Below are 20,755 nucleotides of genomic sequence, written 5' to 3' on the forward strand. Positions count from 1 at the left end.
GCGGGATCTGGGGTTTTGTCCGGCGTTTCCTGGGTGTCTGTGGCGTCGGTTTCGGTGGTCATGAGGTTCTCCCGAGCAGGCCGGAGGGACGGAACAACAGCACAAGCGCCAGGGCCAGCACCACAACGAAGTCGCCGGTGCCGCCGAGGTAGAAGTTGGCGAACTGCTGCAGGACCGCGACGGCGACGGCGGCGATGGCCGCGCCCGTCAGGGAGCCGAGTCCGCCGATGACGGTGACGATGAAGGCGAAAATGAGCAGCGAGCCGCCCAGCAGCGGGGACACGTAACCGAAGTAGTGCGAGGCCAGGACCCCGCCCAGGCCCGCCGCGGCGCCGCCGATGGTGAAGACCAGGGTGAAGGCTTTGCGGACATCGATGCCGAGCGCGGTCACCATGGACCGGTTCTCGACACCCGCCCGGATGATCATGCCGTAGCGGGTGTTTTTCAGGAAGAACACCAGGGCGAGCAGCACCAGCACGGCGGCGATGATGCAGATGAACCGGTCATTGGGGATGCGGGCACCCAGGATTTCGGTGGTCTCCTTGAACCAGGCCGGCCCTTGGATGAATACGGCGTCCGTGCCCCAGATGCCGTCGAACAGGGCCACCGCGGCGAGCGAGAGGCCCACCGTGATCAGCACCTGCTCAATATGGCGCCGATAGAGCCGGCGGATCAGGACGAACTCGGTGAACGCGGCGAACACGGCTCCGGCCACGGCACCCACCAGCAGGGACAGCAGGAACGTCCACCAGCTGTCCGCGCCGGTCCGGCGCGCTATTTCCCAGCCCGTGAAGGCGCCGAGGGTGAGGAACGCGCCGTGCGCAAAGTTCAGGACGCCCATCAGCCCGTAGATCAGGGACAGGCCGGCGGCCACCAGGAAGTAGAGGGCCCCGAGGCCGAGCCCGGTGAACAGCAGGAGGACAACGGTGCTCACAGGGCCGCGCCTTTCTCTTGGGAGGCCGCGGCGTGGCGTGCCTCAGCATGCGGGGAAGCCTCGTGGGATACCGCCTCGGTGGAGACCCCCAGCAGCCGTTGCGTCAGCCCGTCGTCGTCCAGGAACTCCAGTGCATTGCCGGTGTGGACCACCTTTCCGCCGGAGAGGACCACGGCGCCCGCGGCGAGCTGGCGGACCACCTGCAGGTTCTGCTCCACCAAGAGGATGGGAACGGTTTTGGCCGCTTCGGCGAGGGTCTCGGCAACTTCGGCAACGATCTTCGGGGCAAGGCCCTTGGTGGGTTCGTCGACGAGGAGGATCTTGTTGGTGTTCAGCAGCGCGCGGGCCAGCGACACCATCTGCTGCTGGCCGCCGGAGAGGGTGCCGGCCATCTGGCCGGAGCGGGCCAGCAGGTCGGGGAAGAGTTCCTCGACGAGCTGCCGCCGGGGCGCGGCGTCGCGTTCGGCCAGGCGGAGGTTTTCGGCGACGGTGAGTTTGGAGAACACTTCGCGGTCCTCCGGGACATAGCCGACGCCGCTCCGGATGATCTTGTAGGTTGGCTCTTTCTCGACCCGGACGCCGTCGAGTTCCACCAGGCCGCTCCGGTCGATCAGCCCGATGATGGCCTTGATGGTGCTGGTCTTTCCGACGCCGTTTCGGCCCAGCAGCGCGGTGATGCCCGTGGCCGGGACCGTGAAGGAGACGTCCTCCACCACCTGCTGGCCGGCGATGTGGGCGTTGAGCCCTTCGATCCTGAGGATGGGGCCGGCTTGTGCTGTGGCGGTCATACGGGTTCTCCAAGGTAGGCGCTCTGCACGGTGGGATCGGCCATGACGGCGTCGGGGCTGTCCAGGGCGAGCAGGCTGCCGTGGTGCATCACGGCCACCCGGTCCACCAGGCCCAGGACCACGTCCATGTGGTGCTCCACCATCATCACGGTGCAGCCGCGGTCGCGGTGCATGCCGCGGATGATCGCGGTGAGGGACGGGACGTCCCCGGACGCGACGCCCGCCATCGGCTCGTCCAGGAGGATGACGGCGGGATCGGTCGCCAGGAGCACGGCGATTTCCACCTTGCGTTTCTCGCCGTGCGATAGGTCCCCCGCCGCCGTCGCGAGCTGGCCGGTAAGCCCAACTTCACTGATGGTGCCGCGGGCTATCCGGGTGGCTTCATCCGTTGCGGACGGGAAGCGCAGGAGGTTGAGGCTGCCGCCGATCTTCGCCTGTGCGGCAAGCCGGACGTTTTCCAGGACGCTGAGGCGGGGGAACAGGTTGGACGTCTGGAAGGTCCGCCCCAGCCCTGCCTTTGCCCTGCGGTGGATGGGCGCTGCCGTGATCTCCCTGCCGTTCAGGCTGACGCTGCCCTCGGTGGGCCGCATCACCCCGGAAATCAGGTTGAACAGGGTGGTCTTGCCGGCCCCGTTGGGGCCGATGACGCCGATCATCTCGCCGGCGCCGACGGCGAAGCTGACATCCTGGAGGATGCGGGCGCCGCCGATCTGCAGACCGAGGCCGTCCACCGCGAGGGCAGGCAGGGCTGGGGTATTCATTCGCCGGCCCTTCTACTTCTTCTCGGGCGGTGCCACCTGGTCACCCGCGACCACCTTGACGAGTTCGGGCGCCCAGGCGCCGGCCTTCTGCACGAGCTTGACCTGGTACATGTCCTGGATCAGCGCGTGGTCAGAGGCCCGGACAGTCTCCTTGCCCTTGGGGCCGTCGAAGCTGAAGCCCTCCAGTGCCTTGACCATCGCGTCGGCGTCGGAGCCGCCTTCCTTGATGGCCTGGACGATCATCTGGCCGGCCACGAAGCCGTCCGGAGTGAACAGGTCAGCCTTCTGGCCGGCCTTTTCGACGGCGGCGATCATCTTCTTCTCCACCTCGGTACCGGAAGCGCCCGGGAAGTAGTGGTTCAGGAAGCTGATCTTGCCGGTGGCTTCCCCGTAGGCGCCGAAGGTGGACGCGTCGCCGAGGCCGGTGACCACCGGGGCTGCGTCGAAGGCACCCTGCTGGCTGAGGGTCTGCCACATGGTGCCGGAGGTTGCGCCTGCCCAGGCCACGAAGACCATGTCCGGCTTGGCGTCAACGAGCTGGCGGGCGAACGGGGTCAGTTCCTGTCCGTCCGGGACGAGGACCGATTCCACGGTGGCGCCCTTGGCGCCGAGGACGGCCTTGACGGCAGTCACGTTGCCCTGGCCAAACGCGTTGTCCTGTGCGAAGACCACCACCTTCTTGCCGTTGGTGTCGATGAAGGAGCCGGCGGTGGCCACGTCCTGCAGGCTCTGGCGGCCGGAGCGGAAGGTGTACTTGTTGATGCCCTGGATGGCGTCAGTGGCGGCGGGACCGGAGATGTAGACGACCTTGTTCTGGGCTGCCTGCTCGGCGAGCTTCAGCGCGATGCCGGAGACCACGGTGCCGCCGATGATCTTGTAGCCCTTGCCGATCAGGTCCTTGGCCGCCGTGACTGCCTTGTCCGGGTCGCCGCCGTCGTCAGCGTATGTCAGGTTGATCTTGGCGCCGTTGACCTCGCCGGTGCCGCCCGTGGCGTGGTCGATGCCGGCCTGGAGGCCCTCGTAGTACGTGGCACCGTAGGCGGCGAGCGGACCGGTCTTGGAGTAGATGATGCCAACGTCCACCGGCTCGGCGGACTTCGTGCTGCCGGACTCAGCCGGGGTAGCCGCTCCGGGGGTGGGCGCGCAGGCGCTGAGGGCAAGCCCCGTAGCCATCACGGCGGCGAGCAGGAACCTCTTTGTATCCTTCACGGGATGCCTTTCGTATTAAAACCGGGGGATCTGAGAGTGCGTGCGATGTGAATCACGAGCAAACCTGAAAGGTGATTCACGTTACGGCAAATCTAGGGTGCGGCTCAGTTCGTGTCAATGGATTTCCCCGCCGGATTGGCAACGTTCCGGCAACGAAACTTTGCGAGGCCGGGACCGCCCTAACCCGGGACGCTCTCTCACTTAATGCGGGTTATTCCATGACGCTCTCTCACTTTCTTCAAGAAAGTGAGAGAGCGTTGCCCGATAACCTGCATCAAGTGAGAGAGCGTCGAAGGTGGCGAGGGGTCGAAGGTGGCGAGGGGTTGCAGACCGGGGAAGGGTGCGCCGGGTCAGTCGCCGATGTACCGGTTCCGGCCGGCACGATAGCCAAACACTGCAGCCAGCGAGCCCACCACCAGGAACAGCAGCCCGGCGGCAGTGAAGGACCCGGTGGACTGGTGCAGCTGGCCCACCATCAGCGTGCCGGTGGAACCCAGTCCATAGCCCACGCCTTGCATCATCCCGGACAGGTGCGCGGCGGTGTGCCCGTCGCGGGTCCGCAGCATGATCATGGTCAGGGCCACCGCGGTGAGGCTTCCCTGCCCGAGGCCCAGCAGCCCGGCCCACACCCAGATGAGCTCCAAAGGCCCGAAGATGCTCAGCGCGAAGCCGCCTCCGGTCATGAGTGCCACCGCCACGCTGATGGCCCGCTGGTCCTTGAAACGTGCAGCCAGGGCGGGGGCGAACAGCGAGCCCAGCATCTGCAGCACGATCGACACGGAAACCATCAGCCCGGCAGTGCCGCCGTCAACCCCGCGTTCACGCAGGATCGGCGCCAACCAGGCGAACACGCTGAAGGACATCATCGCCTGCAGCACCATAAAGATGGTCACCTGCCACGCAACCGCGGAGCGCCACACGTTGACGCCGTCGGACACGGCCTGGTGCCGGACGGGGTGCTGCCGGAGCGCCACCGGAAGGAAGAGCAAAAGGACGACGGCGGCAGGCGCCGCCCAGAACCAGAGCCCCGCCGTCCACTCCCCCGTCGCCGTGAAGACCGGGTAGGTAAAGCCGGCGCCGAGGGCGGCCGAGGCGCAGATCGCCGTGGTGTACAGCCCGCCCATGAGCCCCAGCCGATGCGGGAAATCGCGTTTCACCAGCCCGGGGAGGAGCACGTTGCAGAGGGCGATGGCGGCACCGCAGGCGGCCGTCCCCACCAGCAGCGCGGGGAGGTGGCCGGCGCCCGGCGCCAGCCCTCCAATGTCCGCGGGCCGCAGCAGCAATCCGGCGGTGAGCACAGCCATGGCGCCAAGCAGCACCCGCTCAGCTCCGAACCTGCGGGCCAGGACAGGGGCCAGCGGCGCGAACAGGCCCAGGAGCGTGACGGGCACCGTGGTGAGCACAACCACCGCCCAGCCCGGGAGGCCGGCGTCGGACGTGATCTCCGGGAGCACCGCCGCGAAACTGGAGAAGACTGTACGGAGGTTCAGGCCGATGAGCACCAGGCAGAGGCCCAGGTACGCCAGGGCGCGGCGGCTGCGGGGTCCGTCCGGGAGCACTGTGGGGGACGCCGGGGGAACATCGTCGATCTCGGCGTCGACGAGCAGTCCGGGTACGTCAACGTTGTCAGCACGGGTCACGGCACCCATTGTGCCATTGCCCGTTAGTGCGCCCGGCGAGTGGTGGGCCCCGGAGAGTCGGCCGCACGCACGGGTATTCTTGAAGGGATGAGCGAATCCCCAGAATCTCCCCAGCCTCCGCATGTCCCGCGGCCGGTGACGCCCGGAACCCAGGCCTCTTTTGGCACCTACGGCGGCAGGCCCGTCAGCTTCGTGCGCCGCGGAACCCGCCTTCAGGGCCGGCGCCAGACGGCGTGGGAAGAGCACGCCGACCGCTGGGCTGTGGACGTGCCGCGGCACGTTGCGAACACGTCGGTCCATCCGGACTACACGTTCGACGCCGAGGCTGAGTTTGGCCGGAAGGCGCCGCTGGTGGTGGAGATCGGGTCGGGGCTGGGAGATGCCATTTGCCACGCCGCCGAGCAGAACCCGGGAACGGATTTCCTGGCGGTGGAGGTTTACACGCCGGGCCTGGCCAACACCATCATCAAGATCAACAGCCGCGGGCTAAGCAACGTCCGCGTGGTGGAAGCCAACGCGCCGGAGGTGCTGGCCACCATGCTGCCGGCAGGTTCGGTCAGCGAACTTTGGGTGTTCTTTCCCGACCCCTGGCACAAGTCACGGCACCACAAGCGGCGCCTCATCCAGCCGGAGTTCGCCGAGCTCGCCGCACGTGCGCTCGCAACGGGCGGGCTGTGGCGGATTGCCACCGACTGGTCCAACTACGCCGTCCACGTCCGTGACGTCCTGGCTGGCTCCCCGGACTTCGAAAACCTCCACACCGGCGAGCGCCACGGGCCGGAAAGCCCCCTCACCCAGGTGTGGCAGTCCGGCGTCGAATCCCTGGTGGGCGGCGCACCGGTCCGTGAGGGCAGGGCCCCTGTCAGCACCGAGCACACCGGCCCCAACGAGGGCGTGGATGAAACCGGGGGCTGGGCGCCGCGCTTCGAGGGCCGGATCCGGACCAGCTTCGAAGCCAAAGCCCATGAGGCCGGCCGGCTGATCTTCGACCTCTGCTACCGCCGGCGCTGAACCTCGAAATGTAAGTAGCAGTAAGTGTCGTTTTGAGCGCTCAAAACGACACTTACTGCTACTTAGTTGGGTCAGGTTAGAGGGGTCAGGCCACGCTGATGGACGAAACGATGTCCTTCAGCATGTACACCCGTGGTTCAGTCTCCGGGTTCACGGAGGGCCAGATCACCACAACGCCGATGAACCGGTTGTTCTCCCAGACGCCGACGGTGGCTGCCACCCTCGCCGCACCGGCCGGGTCCGAGTAGCCCACCAGGACGGCGTACGCCGACTTGCCCGGGAGGTTCAGCTCGCCTTCGGTCAGGAGGACACCGGCGCGTTCGCGGTAGAAATCCGACATGACATGGGCCCAGCCGTTGGCCCCGGGGGCGTCCGTGACGGAGGCATCGTCCTTGATGACGGTGACGAGGACGCCGCCGAGGAGGCCATACTGCTCGGTGTTGGGCCCGGCGGCGGAATCCTCGAGGACCTGCGTGTGCTCGGGAAAGTCTGCGGTAAACCCCAAGGGGGATTCGATGTGCACTGACATGGTTGCTCCTTAGCGGTAAGTCTTGGGATCAGGGACGGCCACGTCAGAGCCGCTCGAGCTTGGTGTCGTTCGCGACCTTATAGTACGTGGACACGTTGGTGGTCGCCTTGTTCTCAGTCTTGAGCTCCACTTCGCCCGCCTTGAAGTCCACGCCGGCCTCGTTGGACACCGTCACCACGTTGTTCACCTGAACGGTGGCCGAGCCTGCCTCGTACAGCCTGGCGGCATCCGCGGCTGCCGCACTGTCGTTGCCCAGCGCCACATTGCGCATGTAGCTGTCGATCACGGCCGCGTTGTCCGGCGTGTAGTCAACGTCGATCTTGACGGTGCTCTGCGTGCCGACGGTCACATTGGACTCGAGCTTGGCGCCCTGGAGGTCCGGACCGGCGCTGGCGCCCTGCGCTACGCTGCCCTCCATGGACACCGCGATCGACTTGATGCTGCTGTCCTGGTCCAGGCTTACTTCCAGGCCACCCTTGCCGGAGGCAGTGAACAGCTGGCCGTCCAGGTCCAGCTTGCCCTGCGCGGACACCTCGCCGCTGGCCGTTGCGGTACCGTCTGTCAGGTTCCGCTCGTAGGCGAGGTCCAGTTTCGCGGAGCCGGACGCCGGGCCGGCATCGCCCTTGGCTTCAACAGAGAACGTGCCCTTGACCTTGTCAACGGAACCGGTGCTGCCGTTGTCATCCGCCGCGTCCTCGATGGTGGCCGCGAGGTAGACCGGTGCGTTGCTGGCGACGTCCTTGACCTCCCCGATGCTGTCCGGCGGAAGCTCCCTGTACATCTGGTTCCGGGCAGCCATGGCCTCTTCAACACTGCCGAATGTGTACTCACGTGATCCCTCCCCATTGAGGGTGACGCCGGCTGTTCCGGTGTGGTCATTGACGCCCACCCCGATGTTTCCGTAGACCTTGAGCGTGGCTGAACCATCAGCGTTTTCGTTCACCACGGTGCCCACTTCCGCACCGGCGTGGAACCAGGCTATCCGGCCGTCGATGGCGGCCTTGCCGCTCTCGGTATAAACAGCGGTGTCTGAGAGGGCAAGCTTCTGGAGATGGTCGGCAGCCTGCTCCTGGGCGGATTCCGGGATGCCGCCATCCATCTTCATCAGCTCAGCGGCGAGGGGTCCGTGCTCGCCTTCGCCTTCGATCAGGTACTGCCGGTCCGGCTCGGACAGACCCGCCCACCATTTCGCCTGTTCCTCCGGGCTGCCCTTGAGTGCCTCGTTAAGGCCCTGTTCGAGCTCCTGGCGGTGTGCCTGTGCCTCGGCAGCCTTCTGCATCTGTTCTTCAAGCCATGTCTGGGCGCGGCCGCCCAAACCCTTGAGCTTGTCCAGGAAGTTTCCGCCGCCGCTCCCGCCGCCGGAGGAATCGGATGCCTTTTCCTGCTCGTTCGCTTGCTGCAGGAGCAGCTTGGAGTTGTGGCGGAGGCTTGACGCCACGCGCTCCAGCGTGGGGCGGTGGCTTCCGGCCCAGTCCTGCCGGAACCGCTCGCCGTCGAGGCCTTTCCAGGGCGCGGACTGGATCTGGCCCTGCAGAGAGCTGGCCCGGCTGCTCAGCAGTGTGGCCGCCTTGTCAACAGCCTTCGCCAGCTCACGCAACTGGCCGACGTCCGCGCCGTAAAAAGTCATGGTGTTCCCCCGGAGAGTGATACGAGTGGGTCTATCGCTGAACACATGGTCGCACGGCCGGCAGGGCTCCGCGATGGGGATCACTCCCCATCGGTGCGGCGGGAAGGCGGGACTGTCGGAGGCAGCCGGTGCGTGGCACGATGGGGATTGTGTGGGGGGCACACAATTTGCGCCTCACCGGCGCCGGCATAAGGAACCATCATTAAAAGAGAATTAAGGCAGGCCGCAGGCGCGGCGGAGGACGTCACCAACTCACACGCTTTGGAGTTGCTGGCACGGGCGGGGTTCGCGGCAAGCGGCATCCTGCACTTTCTGGTCGGGGCCATCGCCATCCGCCTCGCCATGGGCGGAACGGGGAATGCAGACTTCAGCGGAGCCGTGGCCGAACTCGCCAGCCGGCCAGCCGGCCCGTTCCTGCTCTGGGCAAGCTTCGCCGCTTGCGCCGCACTGGCGCTGTGGCAGGCCAGCGACGCCATCTTTGATTACAACCGGCTGCCTACCAAGGAAAAAGCCGGCAAAAAAGGAAAAGCAGCAGCCCAGGCACTGGTATACGCCGGATTGGCCCTGACGCTGTTCACTTTTGCCAGGGGCCAGGGGTCCCCGGACGCCAACAAGCAGTCCGCTACCGACCTCACTGTGACGGTCATGAAAGCCCCCGGCGGCGTGGCACTGCTGGTCCTGATCGGGCTCGGAATTGCGGTCACCGGGGTCATCTACGGCATCCGCGGGCCTAAGAAGTCATTCGAGAAACAACTCACTATGCCCGCCAGCCCAAAAGCCCGGACCGCCGTCACCGTCCTGGGCGTGACAGGCTACCTCGCCAAGGGCGCAGTGCTATTGCTGGCAGGTCTGTTGATCACCGTCGCCACATTGCGCGCCCACCCGGACGAGTCCACCGGCCTGGACGGCGGCCTCAGGGCCTTGCGCGATCAGCCGTTCGGGGTCTATCTCCTCGCTGCCGTGGGTGCCGGCCTGATCTGTTACGGCCTCTACATGGTGGTCCGTGCCCGGCTGGCCAAGATGACCAAATGAGCTGACGCTTTGGCCTGGACTGGTGCACTTAGGGAACGGTGATCACGGCGACCGTCTTCGCGTCGTCGTCCCGCAGTTCCACGGTGGCGATGCTGGCCAGCTGAACCGGGGTGGCGCCGGTGACTTTGATCCGGCCGCTCGGCGTGGCCGTCCAGGCACAGGCGCGGTCCTCCCCGCCGGCGCGGTCCCGCACCCACAGCGAGTAGGTACCGCTCAACGGCATGCTGCTGCCGTTGACCGCCAGTTCCGTGCCCCAGTTCTTCCGTGCCAGGTCCACGCTGAAGCGCAGGCCGCTGTCGGCCTGGACCGAATAGCTTGCGTCAGGCTGCGGCGGCCGGTTCACCAGCGGTGCTGCCACCACGCCCAACGCGAGGCACGCGGCGGCAACGGCGCCCACCAGCCCCGCCCACCGCCGTCGTGATTTACGACGACGGGTGGCCAGTTCAACAAGGACCGCCCGGGGCACGGAGGTGGCCGGCTCCGCGGTGGCGGCGATCCTGGAATTTCCGGTCAATGCCACCGCGTCCGGCACCGGAAGCGCGTCCAGGAGGGCCGGCATGCTCTCCAGTTCGGCGAGGTCAGCGCGGCAGCCGGCACAGTCCTGAAGGTGTTGCTCGAAGCGCTGCGAATCGGCGGAATCCAGTCCCCCGAGAACGTAGGCGCCCAGCAAGTGGTGCAGGTCCGCGGCGTTCATCGTTCCACCCCCATCTCATCCAGGATGGTCCGCAAGGCACGGACCGCGTAGTACGCCCGCGACTTCACCGTTCCGCTGGGAATGTTCAGTTGCACGGCGGCCTCATTGACGGTGAAGCGGCGGTAGTGGAGCGCCACCAGGACGTCCCGGTGTTCGCCGCTGAGGCGGAGCAGGGCCTCCTCCATGAGCACCCGGTTGAGCAGTTCATCCACCCTCTCAACGGCTGCGGCAGGGTCTGCGACGTCACGTTCCGTGACCTCGGCAGGCCGCCGCTGCGCCTTCCGATAGTTGTCGATCATGATGTTGCGCGCCGTCCGGAAAAGGTAGCTGCGCAGGCTGCCGGTGATGTCCGGGGCCTGCTGCCAGACGCGGAGCACCGTCTCTTGGATCACGTCCTCGGCAAGCTGCGGATCCCGTGAGGCGCTGAGCACAAAACGGCGCAGGGCGGGGCCGTGTTCACGGTAAATTGCGGCCACCACTTCCTCGTCCAGCGGCATGTGCGCCCCCTCCTGTCACTGGTGCCTCACGGCGGTTCCTGATCCCCCGGTTCCGGCCGAGAGCACCTGGTTTCGGCTGATACGACGTCCGCCGCGCGTAAACGGTTCACTCGCGGTTACATTGCCCCGTGGCCGGCGGAAAACAGGGGGACAGCTCCTTGAACCATTCTTCACCTTAGGGCGTCGTACCGGTTAGCGCCCGGCGATCCGACGCCGGGCCACCAGCCGAGGGAGCACCTCCATGAAAAAGCACCTGGGTACCAGTCTTGCGGCCATGGCCCTCATGGCCGCGCTGGCAGGCTGCGGCGGCAGCCCGGGAACCACCACCACAACGGCCGCCCCCAGCGCGTCCGCCACAACCCCCGCCGCCACGTCCGCGGCCCCGACCGCCACAACTGCAGCACCCGCCGTCGACCTCATGACCGGGTCCTCAAGCGCCGGCAGGATCGTGGTGGACGCAAAGGGCATGAGCCTCTACTTCTTCACCAAGGACACGAAGGACTCGGGCACCAGCGCCTGCACGGGAGGGTGCCTGACAGCGTGGCCGCCAGCCCTCACCACCGCCGCCACGCCGTCCGCTGAAGGGGTGACCGGGACTCTGGGCACCATCACGACGCCGGATGGGGCCAAGCAGCTGACCCTGAACGGACTTCCGCTGTACTACTACGCGAAAGACAAGAAGGCGGGCGACATCACCGGTCAGGGCGTTGGCGACGCCTGGTACCTGTCGGATCCGGCCGGCGGGATGATCAAGACGGCGGCGCCAGGCTACTGATGGTCAGGTATTACAGCAGCGCTGGTAACGCTGAGCGCCAGGGCAACATCGACGCCGGGCTGCTGCTGTTGCGGTAGCAGCAGCTACGGCTGGTCGCCCGGCAGAGGGACTGGAGGGGTGGACGGCAGGGGCAGCGCTGGGGGCTGTCCCTGGCCGTTCGGCAGCCGGGTCGGCACCTCAGGGAGGTCCGGCGTGAGGTTTTCCGGGACGGGGAGGTCCGGCTGCGTGACGGCCGGAGCGGGGGACGGTTTGCCGGGCGACTCAGCCGGGGCTCGGCTGGAGTTGGATCCCGGAGCCGCCGGAACCGGCTGCGTGACGGTCGGCGCGGTGGGCACAGTGGCCGGGGAGACCGGCTGGGCAGGCAACGGAACCGGCGTTTCCTGCCGGGCCGGAACTGACCCTCCGCCCACGGTGGCCACGAAGGAGCTGACGGCCTGGTTCATGTGGCCGATGGAATCCCGGAGGCCCTGGTCGGAGGCCACCGCGACGGCGCCGCCGGCCGCCAGCGAGACGGCCACTGACAGCGTGGTGAGGGTGATCCGGCGCTTGGCACGACGGCGGGCGGCGAGTTCGTCGGTTGCCGACGGAGCGGCCGACTCATGAGCGTCGTCCGGGGTAATCGGCGCAGCAGGCGCAGCAGGCGCATGAACCGGCTGGGTTTGAGTAATGGCATCCGGTCCAGAGGCCGGAGCAGGGACGGCTGCGAGGCGACGTGTGTGTGCCGGGACCATCAGGGCGGCCACGGCTGCGGAGGCCTCGGGTTGCCCGGCGGCCAGGCCGCGGAGGTCCTGCAGCGCGGAACGAAGCACGGCGTCGTCGTCGAACCCGGCGTCACGGAGCAGCCCGTCGACGGTTCCGTCGCTGCTTGTGCCTGCGATGTCACTCATGATCTGCCTGGTTTCTTCGGAGGGTCTGGTCCTTGAGGTTTTGCAGCGCCCGGCGTTGGAGCTGCTTGATGGCGCCCTGGGATTTGCCCATGATGCCGGCCACCTGTTCGATGGATAGGTCAGCCACCACCCTCAGGGCCAGGACTTCCCGGTGGTCGTCGGCCAGGCCTTCGAGCATGCCGGCCGCGCCGCCGGCGCGCCCGAGGGCATGGTCCTCTGCCGAGGCCGTGCTGCGCGCGTCCTGCAGGGGGTCGTACGGGGTGAAGGCCGGCCTGCGTTCCACGCGCCGGTAGTGGTCCACCATCCGGGCGTGGGCGATGGAAAAAACCAATGACTTGGCGCCCTGCAGCCCGCCGGTCAGCTCCCCGATTTTGGGGAAGAACGCCAGGAAGACGTCCTGCGTGACGGCCTCGGGATCGTCCACTCCCCGGGCCTTGAGGTAGCCCAGCACTGCGCCGGCAAAGGTGCGGTAGACAACGCCGAAGAGCACGGCCGGATCAGCGCCGGCAGTGTCTGCAAATATGTCGATGTCTTCTTCGGCCAAAGTGTCTGGCACCAGTGGCTCCTCCGTCCCGGGCGGCTGCTTCATCCCGGCGTTCTGGACTGCGGGCAACCCCTCATGGGCCGTTTTCCCGCAGTCCAGCGTAGCCGAGAGGGTCCTAGCGGCCCGAAACGGCGGGAACGTCTACGTCATCGCCGGCCACCGCGGGAATGGCGGGCACGGCGGGCACAGCAGGAACGGCGGGAACAACGGACTCGCCGTTGACGCCCGGAACTGCCGGAACCGCGGGAACTGCCGGCAGTTCGGGGCGCTCGGCCTGGACAGCGGCAGAGCCCTCGCCAGCAGCCTTGACTTCAGCGGCAGCCGTGCCCTGGGCGACGACGTCGGTGCAGAAGGCTTCGACGTTGCCTTCGCCCTTGGCAGCGATGACCAGCGAGGAGAAGCCTTCGGAGGACGCGTTGAGTCCGCCGTTCATGAAGGCGGTGCACAGGCCGATGGCTGCGGCGCCGGCGGCGTCAACGGCGGTGCCGGCAGCTGCGGAGACGTTGGCCTCGGCTGCAAGCTTGTCTTCGGACAGGGCGGCGCTACCTGCCACGGCCGCGTCGCCGGTTACTGCCGCGTCGCCCGACGCGTTGCCCGAAGCGTTCGCCAGGGCAGCTTCCGTAGCGTCGGCGGCCAGCTTCGGGGCCGGGGCGCCGAGCAGTTCGTGGGCGGTCTGCTGGGCGTCGGCCGGGAGGACGCCGGAAACAGCGGCCACTCCGGTTCCGCCGACGGCCAAGGTGCCTGCGGCGAGAACTCCGGCTGCGACTTTGCTGGTGGCGAGAACAGTGAACAACGACATACGACACTCCAAAAACTAGAGAACAATTGAGATCCGGTTCCGTGGGGAACCCATCACGGCCTACATCGCTGGCCGGACGCGGAAAGTTACGGCCGTTCGAAAATTTCTTTTCGGCCACCGTCCGTGAGCCGTCGGCCGCATTACCATCGAGGCATGCCCGACGCTCCGGAACTCCGGAAAACTGCCAAAACCTGGCAGCCCATGGGGGAATCTCAATGATGTTGTCAACGCCTGAGCTGCCGTAGACGCCGCGGTCGCGCAGCAGAGTCGCGGTGTGGGGCACATCGATCAGTGACCGGCGCAACCGGTCGACACGCCCCACCCGCGACGATGTCGCCCTCCTCGGCGTACTCAAGGAGCTTCTTCATGCCCGGCCGCGCTACCGCAGTCTTGCTTCCCGAGGTCACGTCGGCGAAGACGAAGCGTTTCGGACCCCGGCGGCGACCAGCGCGTCCTGTGTAATCAAGTTGTCTCACCGGGCCACCCTGACTCGAAGATTCCCGATGAGCCCAGTCAAGGAGTGCGGTGGTTGCCGGGGACGCAGGGCCGGCACCTAGCAGTGACCGCGGTGCTTGAACCATACTGGTGGCATGAGCGATCGCTCCGATTTCCTGGCCTGGGTGAGGACCGAGCTGCACGATGCGGAACTTGCTATCCACAACGGTGATGCCGCCCCGCGCAGGGCGCTCTGGTCCCGTAACGAACCCGTAAGTGTCCTGGGCGCATGGCGCAATGCTTTCGGACAGCAGGAACTGGACGACTTGTTCACCGGCCTTGCCAGGCAGTTCTCCGACTGCACCTCGTACAGCTTTGAGTTGCTCTCCTACGACCTCGTGGGTGACATGGCATATACAGCGGGACTGGAACATACCTCAGCCTCAGTCGACGGCGAACCTCGCAGCTACGTGCTCCGAGCAACGCAAATTTATCGACGCGAGCACGGTGCATGGAGGGTCGCCCACCGGCACGGCGACACAGTGACCGGCTGACGGCGGCAAGCAGCGAACTGGTCGAGTTGTCGAGGAGGCCGAGTTTTCGTGTGCACGGGGCTCCTTACGAGGCCCAGGACGGTGTCTTGAAAAGCCGTTGTTTTTCGAGACGCTCAGCCGGTGAAAAAAGCTTCGTTGTTCTATCAGTTGGTGTAGCGGGTGGCGAGCTGAAGGCTTTGGCCGTGGAACGCCGAGCGCTCGGCTTCAAGGACTGCCTCGAGGAGGCTGCTGTCTTCGACGCCGGGGGCGCTGACTACTTCTGCCGGCGAGATCGCCGGTAGAGTGCCGGGGCCGCCGGAACTTCCGGCGAACCCGGCCCAGCCGGCCCGGCCCGCGCTGAGGTGCCGCGTGCGTCAGGTGAGGCGCGCTACGCCTCGATCATCTCGTCGTCGTCCACTTCCTCGAACTCAACGGCGGCAACGATCTCCTGGGTCTCCGGGTTGATCATGAAGGCCTCGTCTTCTTCCTCCACCATGAGGAAGTCGCCGTGGTCCGTGCTGAAGTGCCAGGCCAGCGTCTTCTCGCCGTTGTGGACGTAGTTGGGGTCACCCATGGTGATCTTCTCGAGGGAGTACCCGGCGACGTCGCACAGTTCCCGGATGATGACTTCAAAATCCGGGGCGTTGTCCAGCGCTTCCTCGTCGGCGCGGGCCTGGCGCTCCTCGAGGTCGGGCAGGAGCGCAACCTGGCGCTCGATGTAGGCGCTGAGCTCCTCGTCGTCCAGCACCAGCAGGCTTTCCTGGCCCAGGAGCCAGGCGGCGTTGAGGGCGGTGATGTTCTCGGTTTCGAAGAGTTCCTCGAACTCGCCGTCGAGTTCTTCCATGGTGCGCACGGCGTCGTTGGACTCTTCCTCTGCGTCCAGGTCGCCGTCGAGGTAGCGCTCCTCGTCCGCCTCGGACAGGGCGTCAAACACCGATACGGTCCGGTTGAAGAGCTCCAGGTGCGCCGTGGCGCCCATGCTCGCCAGGCCCTCGCGGATCAGCGGGTCCACTTCGTCGCGGTCGGCGGTGAACACGTATTGGGCGAAGCCGCCCTCCAGGGACTGCGTGACATAGAAGTCCACGTAGTAGCTGCGGAGCGCCACAGGGGCGATCTCGCCGGCGTCGAGCAGGCTCCCGTACATGGCGTTCACCACGTGAACGTTGGCGTCGACAACTTCCTCGCTGCCGGCTTCGATGCTGGCTTTGGTCAGGACGACAGGGTTCTGGCTCGTGGTCATGGGGTTCCTCACTTGCTGCTGCTGAAAACCGGATGATGCTCAGGACACTTTTCACGCTACGTGGGACGGGACAGCGGTTGGTCGAGGCGGAAGTGAACGTCAGGCGAAGTTTCAGGCCCTCGCCGGGCGAACTAAGATGAATCAGATAACCACCGATCGGACACGGCCCCGCCGTGGCCAGCTGAAAGTAGCGCGCACCATGCCATCCCAACCGGACGAGAGTGCGGCACTGGCAATACAGACTCCCGCCATCAACGACCGTTCCCTCGCGGCCGGGCTGGCGTATGCCATGGGCAGCCGCGTTTCCGGCATATCGTTCGACGCCGCCACCGGGCTCATGCTGGGCAAGGTCCGCGGCGGTGCGGACGTGCCCTACTCCACCACGGCCAAGCTGGTCCGCAAATCGGGCGGCTGGAGCTGCACCGTGGGCGTCTGCAGTTGCCCCGTCCGTAAGGACTGCAAGCACGTGGCCGCACTGCTGTTCGCCGCCGAGGACAACCCCGCCACCCGCGTCCAGCTCCTGGCGCCGGCCGATGTCTCCCGGCTTTCCCGCCAGCCTGCCAGCCTGGACCTGGCCGACTGGGAACAGGCCCTCAGCCCGCTGATCTCGCAGCCAGGCATCACCCAGTCCAGCAACGGCATCCCGCTGGCCCTCCAGTTCGAGATCGAGGAACCGGCCCCGCACTTCTCCTACACAGGCCGCCGCGACCCGCTGCGCAGCGTGCGCCAGCTTAAGGCCCGGCCCGTGGTCATGGGCGCCAAGGGCAAATGGATCCGCGGCGACGTCTCCTGGAACACCCTGAGCTACCTGAACTTCCGGCGCGAATGCAACGAGACGCACATCGAGTGGATGCAGACGTTCCTCGCCGCGCACACCGCCGCCGCCAACCGGGTCCACAACTCCTCCGCGCTGTGGCTGGGCCTGAACACCTTCGCCGGCAAGAACATGTGGGGGCTGCTCGCCGACGCCAAAAAGATCGGCCTCGCCCTGGTCCACAGTCGCGGCACCGAGCCGGTGCGGCTCGCGGAGTCTCCCGCCGCCGTCGGGCTTAACCTGAGCCGCTACGGCTCGCCTGCACCTGCCGCGGAGGGTGCCACGGGCGTTACTGCAAAAACAGCCGACGACGGCGGGCTGGAGCTCGCGCCCACCATCACCGTGGAGGGTGAAGAGGTTGATCCGGCGTCGGTGGGCACCATCGGCCGCCCCGCGCACGGCATCTTCCTGACCACCGGCGGCGAGGCGCTGCCCGGGGTGGCGGCGGACAACGTGATCACGCTGGCCCCGCTCGAAAGTGGCCTGAGCGAGGAGCTGCTGACCTTCGTGACCGCCGGCAGCACCCTGCACATACCCGCGAAGGATGAAACCCGCTTCCTCACCGGCTTCTACCCGAAGCTCAAACAGTCCGCGCGGGTCACCGCGAAAGATGAGTCAGTAGAACTGCCCGCCCTGGCCGTCCCCACGCTCTCGCTGCTGGCCAACTACGGCGCCGACCACCGCGTGCGGCTGCACTGGGAATGGCATTACACGTCCGGGAACCTGGTCACCGCCCAGCCGCTCTGGCGGCACCCCGGCGACCACGGCTACCGTGACGACACCGCCGAGGCCCGCATCCTGGAGGGCATTGGCCAGCCGTGGGACGTTGTGCCGGCCTTGGGCGAATCAGCCACCGGCGGCTGGGGCACGCCGCGCCTGTCGGCTTCGGCGGAACTGAGCGGCCTGGACACCCTGGCGTTCACCGAGGAGGTCCTGCCCCTGCTGCGCCAGGCGCCGGATGTTTCCGTGGACACTGCCGGGGACATCGCGGACTACCGTGAGGCCGAGGAGGCGCCGGTGGTTTCCATCTCCACCAAGGCCACCGAGCAGCGCGACTGGTTCGACCTTGGCATCCAGATTTCACTCGAAGGCCAGCCGGTGTCCTTCGCCGCCGTGTTCTCCGCGCTGGCAGCCGGCCAGACCAAGATGCTCCTGCCCAGGGGCGCCTACTTCTCCCTGGACCTGCCGGAACTGCACCAGCTGCGGGCCCTGATCGAGGAAGCCCGCTCGCTCCAGGACAACAAAGACGCGCCGCTGCAGATCAGCCGTTTCCAGGCGGGACTCTGGGACGAACTGGCCCAGCTGGGCATCGTGGATGAGCAGGCTGCCGCGTGGCGCTCCGCGGTAGGCGGTTTGCTTGAGGGCGGGATCGAAGGGCTGCCGCTGCCTCCCTCCTTGAACGCCGAACTGCGGCCGTACCAGCTCGAAGGTTTCAACTGGCTGAGCTTCCTCTACAAGCACAGCCTGGGCGGAGTCCTCGCGGACGACATGGGCCTGGGCAAGACCGTGCAGGCCCTCGCGCTGATGTGCGCGGCGAAGGAGCAGGCAGCCGCTGCCGCTGACGGCGCCGAACTAACAGCGCACGACGGCGGGACTCCCTTTTTGGTGGTCGCCCCCACCAGCGTCGTGGGCAACTGGGCGGCGGAAGCCGCGCGCTTCGCTCCGGACCTGACGGTTCGGACCGTGAGCGAGACCTTCGCGAAGAACAGCCAGGACGCGGCAGTTGAACTGGGCGGCGCGGACATCGTTATTACGTCCTACGCCCTGTTCCGGATCGACTACGATTCCTACGCCTCCAAAACCTGGGCGGGCCTGGTGCTCGATGAAGCCCAGTTCGTGAAGAACCACCAGTCCAAGGCCTACCAGTGCGCCCGGAAGCTGCCTGCGGCGTTCAAGCTGGCCATCACGGGCACGCCGCTGGAGAACAACCTCATGGAGTTCTGGGCGCTGACGTCCATCGTGGCACCGGGACTGTTCTCAAGCCCCAAGCGGTTCGCCGAGTACTACCAAAAGCCGGTGGAAAAGAACGGCGACAAAGGGCAGCTGGACAAGCTCCGCCGTCGGGTCCGCCCGCTCATGATGCGCCGCACCAAGGACCAGGTCATCAAGGACCTGCCGCCCAAGCAGGAGCAGATCCTTGACGTGGTGCTGAACCCGCGCCACCAGAAGGTCTACCAGACGCACCTGCAGCGCGAACGGCAGAAAATCCTGGGCCTGATCGAGGACGTCAACAAAAACCGGTTCACCATTTTCCAGTCGCTCACCCTGCTGCGGCAGCTCAGCCTGGATGCTTCGCTGGTTGATCCGTCGCTGTCCGGGGTCCGCTCGTCGAAGCTGGACGTGCTGTTTGAGCAGCTGGAGGACCTGGTGGCCGAGGGCCACCGGGCGCTGATATTCAGCCAGTTCACCGGCTTCCTCGGTAAGGTCCGTGAGCGGCTTGTGGAGGAGAAGATCGAGTTCTGCTATCTCGACGGCGGCACCCGGAACCGTACCGACGTCGTCAATGAATTCAAGAACGGCAGCGCTCCGGTGTTCCTGATTTCGCTTAAGGCCGGCGGTTTCGGGCTGAACCTGACCGAGGCCGATTACGTCTTCCTGCTGGATCCCTGGTGGAACCCCGCGTCCGAGGCGCAGGCTGTGGACCGGACCCACCGGATCGGACAGGCCCGGAATGTGATGGTGTACCGGCTGGTGGCCAAGGACACCATCGAGGAAAAGGTCATGGCCCTGAAGGCGCGGAAGTCGCAGTTGTTTGCCGACGTCATGGAAGGCGATGCCCTCTCCGGCGGCGCGATCACGGCCGAGGACCTCGCGGGGCTGTTCAAGGACTAAGCGCAGCCAGTCAGAATCCCGGCGATCGCATCATGCTCGGCCTGGGTGGCCCACAGCTGATACTTGGCCTTGACGGCGGTCTGGCGGACAACATATTCGCAGCGGAACGCTTTGTTTGGCGGGAGCCAGGTGGCCGCATCCTTGTCGCCCTTGGCTCCATTGGTGGGGCCGTCTGCAGCCATGAGGTTCAGGGGATCGTTCGCCAACTGCTTGCGCTGATCGGCGCTGAGTTTCTGGGCACCCTTCTGCCAGGCGTCGCTGAGGGCGACAAGGTGATCTATCTGGACGGCGGTGCTGGTGCCGGTGCCGCGGACAAAGTTGATGCTGGTTCCGGTGTACTTATCGGCCAGCGTGCCGGTGGCCACCACGCAGTTCTGCGTGCCGGCTTTAAACGTCTCCCCTTCGAGGTCCCTGGCGAGAATGTCGTTTCGGGTGTCACAGCCGTTTCGGTCGACGTCGGCCCAGGCGGGGCCGAATTCCTCGCGGGTGTAGCCGGTCTTGGGTGCGCGTCCCTTCACCGGGATGGTTTCCAGCTGGGTGATAGCCGTAGCCACGTCGGCGGGGCTTACAGATGCGTCGGCAGCGTCGCCCGGCGGTGCCCCTCTGACCCCTTCGGCCATCTTGGTTGCGGCCTGCCCTGCGGCTTGGGCTGCGGCGTCACAACCGGCGAGGGCGCCTGCGAGAAGCAGACTTGTGAACAGGGTGAGAGCCTTGGTGGCGGCGGAACGGCTGATCTTCATGTCCTTCGAGAGTGGCGGAGGCAGGCGTGCGGCAGAGGTGAACAGGCTACTAGCGCCGGCCGTCCTGATCTGTCAGGTCTGTTGGTGGAGTCCGTCACGCCCGGATGCCTGGGGAGACACTTGGGAGTTGGAAAATGTCTGCCGTTCCGGAGAAAAGATTCTTAGATTCTTTTCCGGTGGTCACGCTGGCAGCCTTAAATGTCGTACCCCCTCGACATGATGGAGGTATGGAAAGCACAGCAGCGGACGGGCGGTCACCAGGGGCGGTGCCAGTCGACGCGGCGTCAGCGGATGCGGCGTTTGAGGCCGTCGTGGCTGGCGTTGCCGAACTGACCGAGCTCCGTCGTCGTCAGCGTGAGGACCCCGCCGGCCCGGATTCGCTGCGCCGGGGTGTGGACAACTCCCTGGACCGCCTGGCCGTAATCTCCCGGCTG

The 20,755-nt window shown here is 66.5% G+C and carries 20 protein-coding genes; 6 read left to right on the forward strand and 14 right to left on the reverse strand.

From position 1 onward, the window contains the following. Positions 1-58: 58 nt before the first annotated feature. From IAQ70_RS19240 to IAQ70_RS19260, 5 genes are all read right to left on the reverse strand, one after another. Positions 59-934, reverse strand: coding sequence for a branched-chain amino acid ABC transporter permease (locus IAQ70_RS19240; protein ID WP_190991235.1), 876 nt, complete (start codon positions 932-934; stop codon positions 59-61). Then, positions 931-1,722, reverse strand: coding sequence for an ABC transporter ATP-binding protein (locus IAQ70_RS19245; protein ID WP_190991237.1), 792 nt, complete (start codon positions 1,720-1,722; stop codon positions 931-933). The genes IAQ70_RS19240 and IAQ70_RS19245 overlap by 4 nt, the downstream gene beginning before the upstream one ends. Then, a complete protein-coding gene (locus tag IAQ70_RS19250) occupies positions 1,719-2,483 on the reverse strand; it encodes an ABC transporter ATP-binding protein (protein ID WP_190991239.1) in 765 nt (254 codons plus the stop codon). Before IAQ70_RS19250 ends, IAQ70_RS19245 begins: the two co-directional genes overlap by 4 nt. A gap of 12 nt (positions 2,484-2,495) precedes the next feature. After that, the gene (locus tag IAQ70_RS19255; RefSeq protein ID WP_190991241.1) at positions 2,496-3,692 is read right to left on the reverse strand and encodes a substrate-binding domain-containing protein; all 1,197 of its coding nucleotides are present in this window, start codon (positions 3,690-3,692) and stop codon (positions 2,496-2,498) included. Between the two features lie 350 nt (positions 3,693-4,042). Next, positions 4,043-5,341 carry an MFS transporter gene (locus IAQ70_RS19260; RefSeq protein ID WP_190991243.1) on the reverse strand — a complete coding sequence of 433 codons (1,299 nt, stop codon included), beginning with the start codon at positions 5,339-5,341 and terminating at the stop codon, positions 4,043-4,045. A 78-nt stretch (positions 5,342-5,419) separates the two neighbouring features. Between IAQ70_RS19260 and trmB the strand changes: the two genes are divergently transcribed. Beyond that, the gene (gene trmB / locus IAQ70_RS19265) at positions 5,420-6,343 is read left to right on the forward strand and encodes a tRNA (guanosine(46)-N7)-methyltransferase TrmB (RefSeq protein ID WP_190991245.1); all 924 of its coding nucleotides are present in this window, start codon (positions 5,420-5,422) and stop codon (positions 6,341-6,343) included. Positions 6,344-6,428: 85 nt separating this feature from the next. Here the strand turns inward: trmB and IAQ70_RS19270 are convergent, their stop codons facing one another. Together IAQ70_RS19270 and IAQ70_RS19275 are read right to left on the reverse strand one after the other, a co-directional pair. Further along, complete coding sequence (locus IAQ70_RS19270) at positions 6,429-6,872, reverse strand: hypothetical protein (protein WP_190991247.1); 444 nt, start codon at positions 6,870-6,872, stop codon at positions 6,429-6,431. A 43-nt stretch (positions 6,873-6,915) separates the two neighbouring features. Next, complete coding sequence (locus tag IAQ70_RS19275) at positions 6,916-8,499, reverse strand: hypothetical protein (protein ID WP_190991249.1); 1,584 nt, start codon at positions 8,497-8,499, stop codon at positions 6,916-6,918. Between the two features lie 261 nt (positions 8,500-8,760). Between IAQ70_RS19275 and IAQ70_RS19280 the strand changes: the two genes are divergently transcribed. After that, entirely contained in the window at positions 8,761-9,531 is a 771-nt protein-coding gene (locus IAQ70_RS19280; protein WP_223860371.1) for a DUF1206 domain-containing protein, read from the forward strand. A gap of 28 nt (positions 9,532-9,559) precedes the next feature. Here IAQ70_RS19280 and IAQ70_RS19285 read toward each other — a convergent pair whose 3' ends face one another. Together IAQ70_RS19285 and IAQ70_RS19290 are read right to left on the reverse strand one after the other, a co-directional pair. Further along, the gene (locus tag IAQ70_RS19285) at positions 9,560-10,225 is read right to left on the reverse strand and encodes an anti-sigma factor (protein WP_190991251.1); all 666 of its coding nucleotides are present in this window, start codon (positions 10,223-10,225) and stop codon (positions 9,560-9,562) included. Continuing rightward, positions 10,222-10,722: a sigma-70 family RNA polymerase sigma factor gene (locus IAQ70_RS19290; protein WP_190991253.1), complete on the reverse strand. Its 501-nt coding sequence runs from the start codon at positions 10,720-10,722 to the stop codon at positions 10,222-10,224. Before IAQ70_RS19290 ends, IAQ70_RS19285 begins: the two co-directional genes overlap by 4 nt. A 241-nt stretch (positions 10,723-10,963) precedes the next feature. Here IAQ70_RS19290 and IAQ70_RS19295 point away from each other — a divergent pair, with 241 nt between their 5' ends. Further along, positions 10,964-11,497 (forward strand): COG4315 family predicted lipoprotein, encoded by a 534-nt coding sequence (locus IAQ70_RS19295; RefSeq protein WP_190991255.1) that lies wholly within the window; start codon positions 10,964-10,966, stop codon positions 11,495-11,497. An 83-nt stretch (positions 11,498-11,580) separates the two neighbouring features. Here the strand turns inward: IAQ70_RS19295 and IAQ70_RS19300 are convergent, their stop codons facing one another. From IAQ70_RS19300 to IAQ70_RS19310, 3 genes are all read right to left on the reverse strand, one after another. Further along, positions 11,581-12,384, reverse strand: a complete 804-nt coding sequence (locus IAQ70_RS19300; RefSeq protein ID WP_190991256.1) for a hypothetical protein — start codon at positions 12,382-12,384, stop codon at positions 11,581-11,583. Continuing rightward, positions 12,377-12,940 carry an RNA polymerase sigma factor gene (locus IAQ70_RS19305; protein ID WP_317983713.1) on the reverse strand — a complete coding sequence of 188 codons (564 nt, stop codon included), beginning with the start codon at positions 12,938-12,940 and terminating at the stop codon, positions 12,377-12,379. The genes IAQ70_RS19300 and IAQ70_RS19305 overlap by 8 nt, the downstream gene beginning before the upstream one ends. A 103-nt stretch (positions 12,941-13,043) precedes the next feature. Beyond that, entirely contained in the window at positions 13,044-13,727 is a 684-nt protein-coding gene (locus IAQ70_RS19310) for a protein tyrosine phosphatase (protein ID WP_190991260.1), read from the reverse strand. A gap of 590 nt (positions 13,728-14,317) precedes the next feature. Between IAQ70_RS19310 and IAQ70_RS19315 the strand changes: the two genes are divergently transcribed. Beyond that, positions 14,318-14,716, forward strand: a complete 399-nt coding sequence (locus IAQ70_RS19315) for a nuclear transport factor 2 family protein (RefSeq protein ID WP_190991262.1) — start codon at positions 14,318-14,320, stop codon at positions 14,714-14,716. Between the two features lie 367 nt (positions 14,717-15,083). Here the strand turns inward: IAQ70_RS19315 and IAQ70_RS19320 are convergent, their stop codons facing one another. Beyond that, complete coding sequence (locus IAQ70_RS19320; RefSeq protein ID WP_190991264.1) at positions 15,084-15,935, reverse strand: DMP19 family protein; 852 nt, start codon at positions 15,933-15,935, stop codon at positions 15,084-15,086. Positions 15,936-16,134: 199 nt separating this feature from the next. Here IAQ70_RS19320 and IAQ70_RS19325 point away from each other — a divergent pair, with 199 nt between their 5' ends. Further along, the gene (locus IAQ70_RS19325) at positions 16,135-19,581 is read left to right on the forward strand and encodes a DEAD/DEAH box helicase (RefSeq protein ID WP_190991267.1); all 3,447 of its coding nucleotides are present in this window, start codon (positions 16,135-16,137) and stop codon (positions 19,579-19,581) included. On the opposite strand, the gene IAQ70_RS19330 is transcribed toward IAQ70_RS19325, so the two are convergent. Then, positions 19,578-20,321: an HNH endonuclease family protein gene (locus IAQ70_RS19330; RefSeq protein WP_190991269.1), complete on the reverse strand. Its 744-nt coding sequence runs from the start codon at positions 20,319-20,321 to the stop codon at positions 19,578-19,580. The two genes, IAQ70_RS19325 and IAQ70_RS19330, sit on opposite strands and share 4 nt — an antisense overlap. A gap of 227 nt (positions 20,322-20,548) precedes the next feature. Here IAQ70_RS19330 and IAQ70_RS19335 point away from each other — a divergent pair. Beyond that, on the forward strand, positions 20,549-20,755 hold a 207-nt coding region (locus IAQ70_RS19335; protein ID WP_190991270.1), incomplete at its 3' end, for a hypothetical protein.

This window comes from Pseudarthrobacter sulfonivorans, from assembly GCF_014712225.1.
Classification (GTDB): domain Bacteria; phylum Actinomycetota; class Actinomycetes; order Actinomycetales; family Micrococcaceae; genus Arthrobacter; species Arthrobacter sulfonivorans.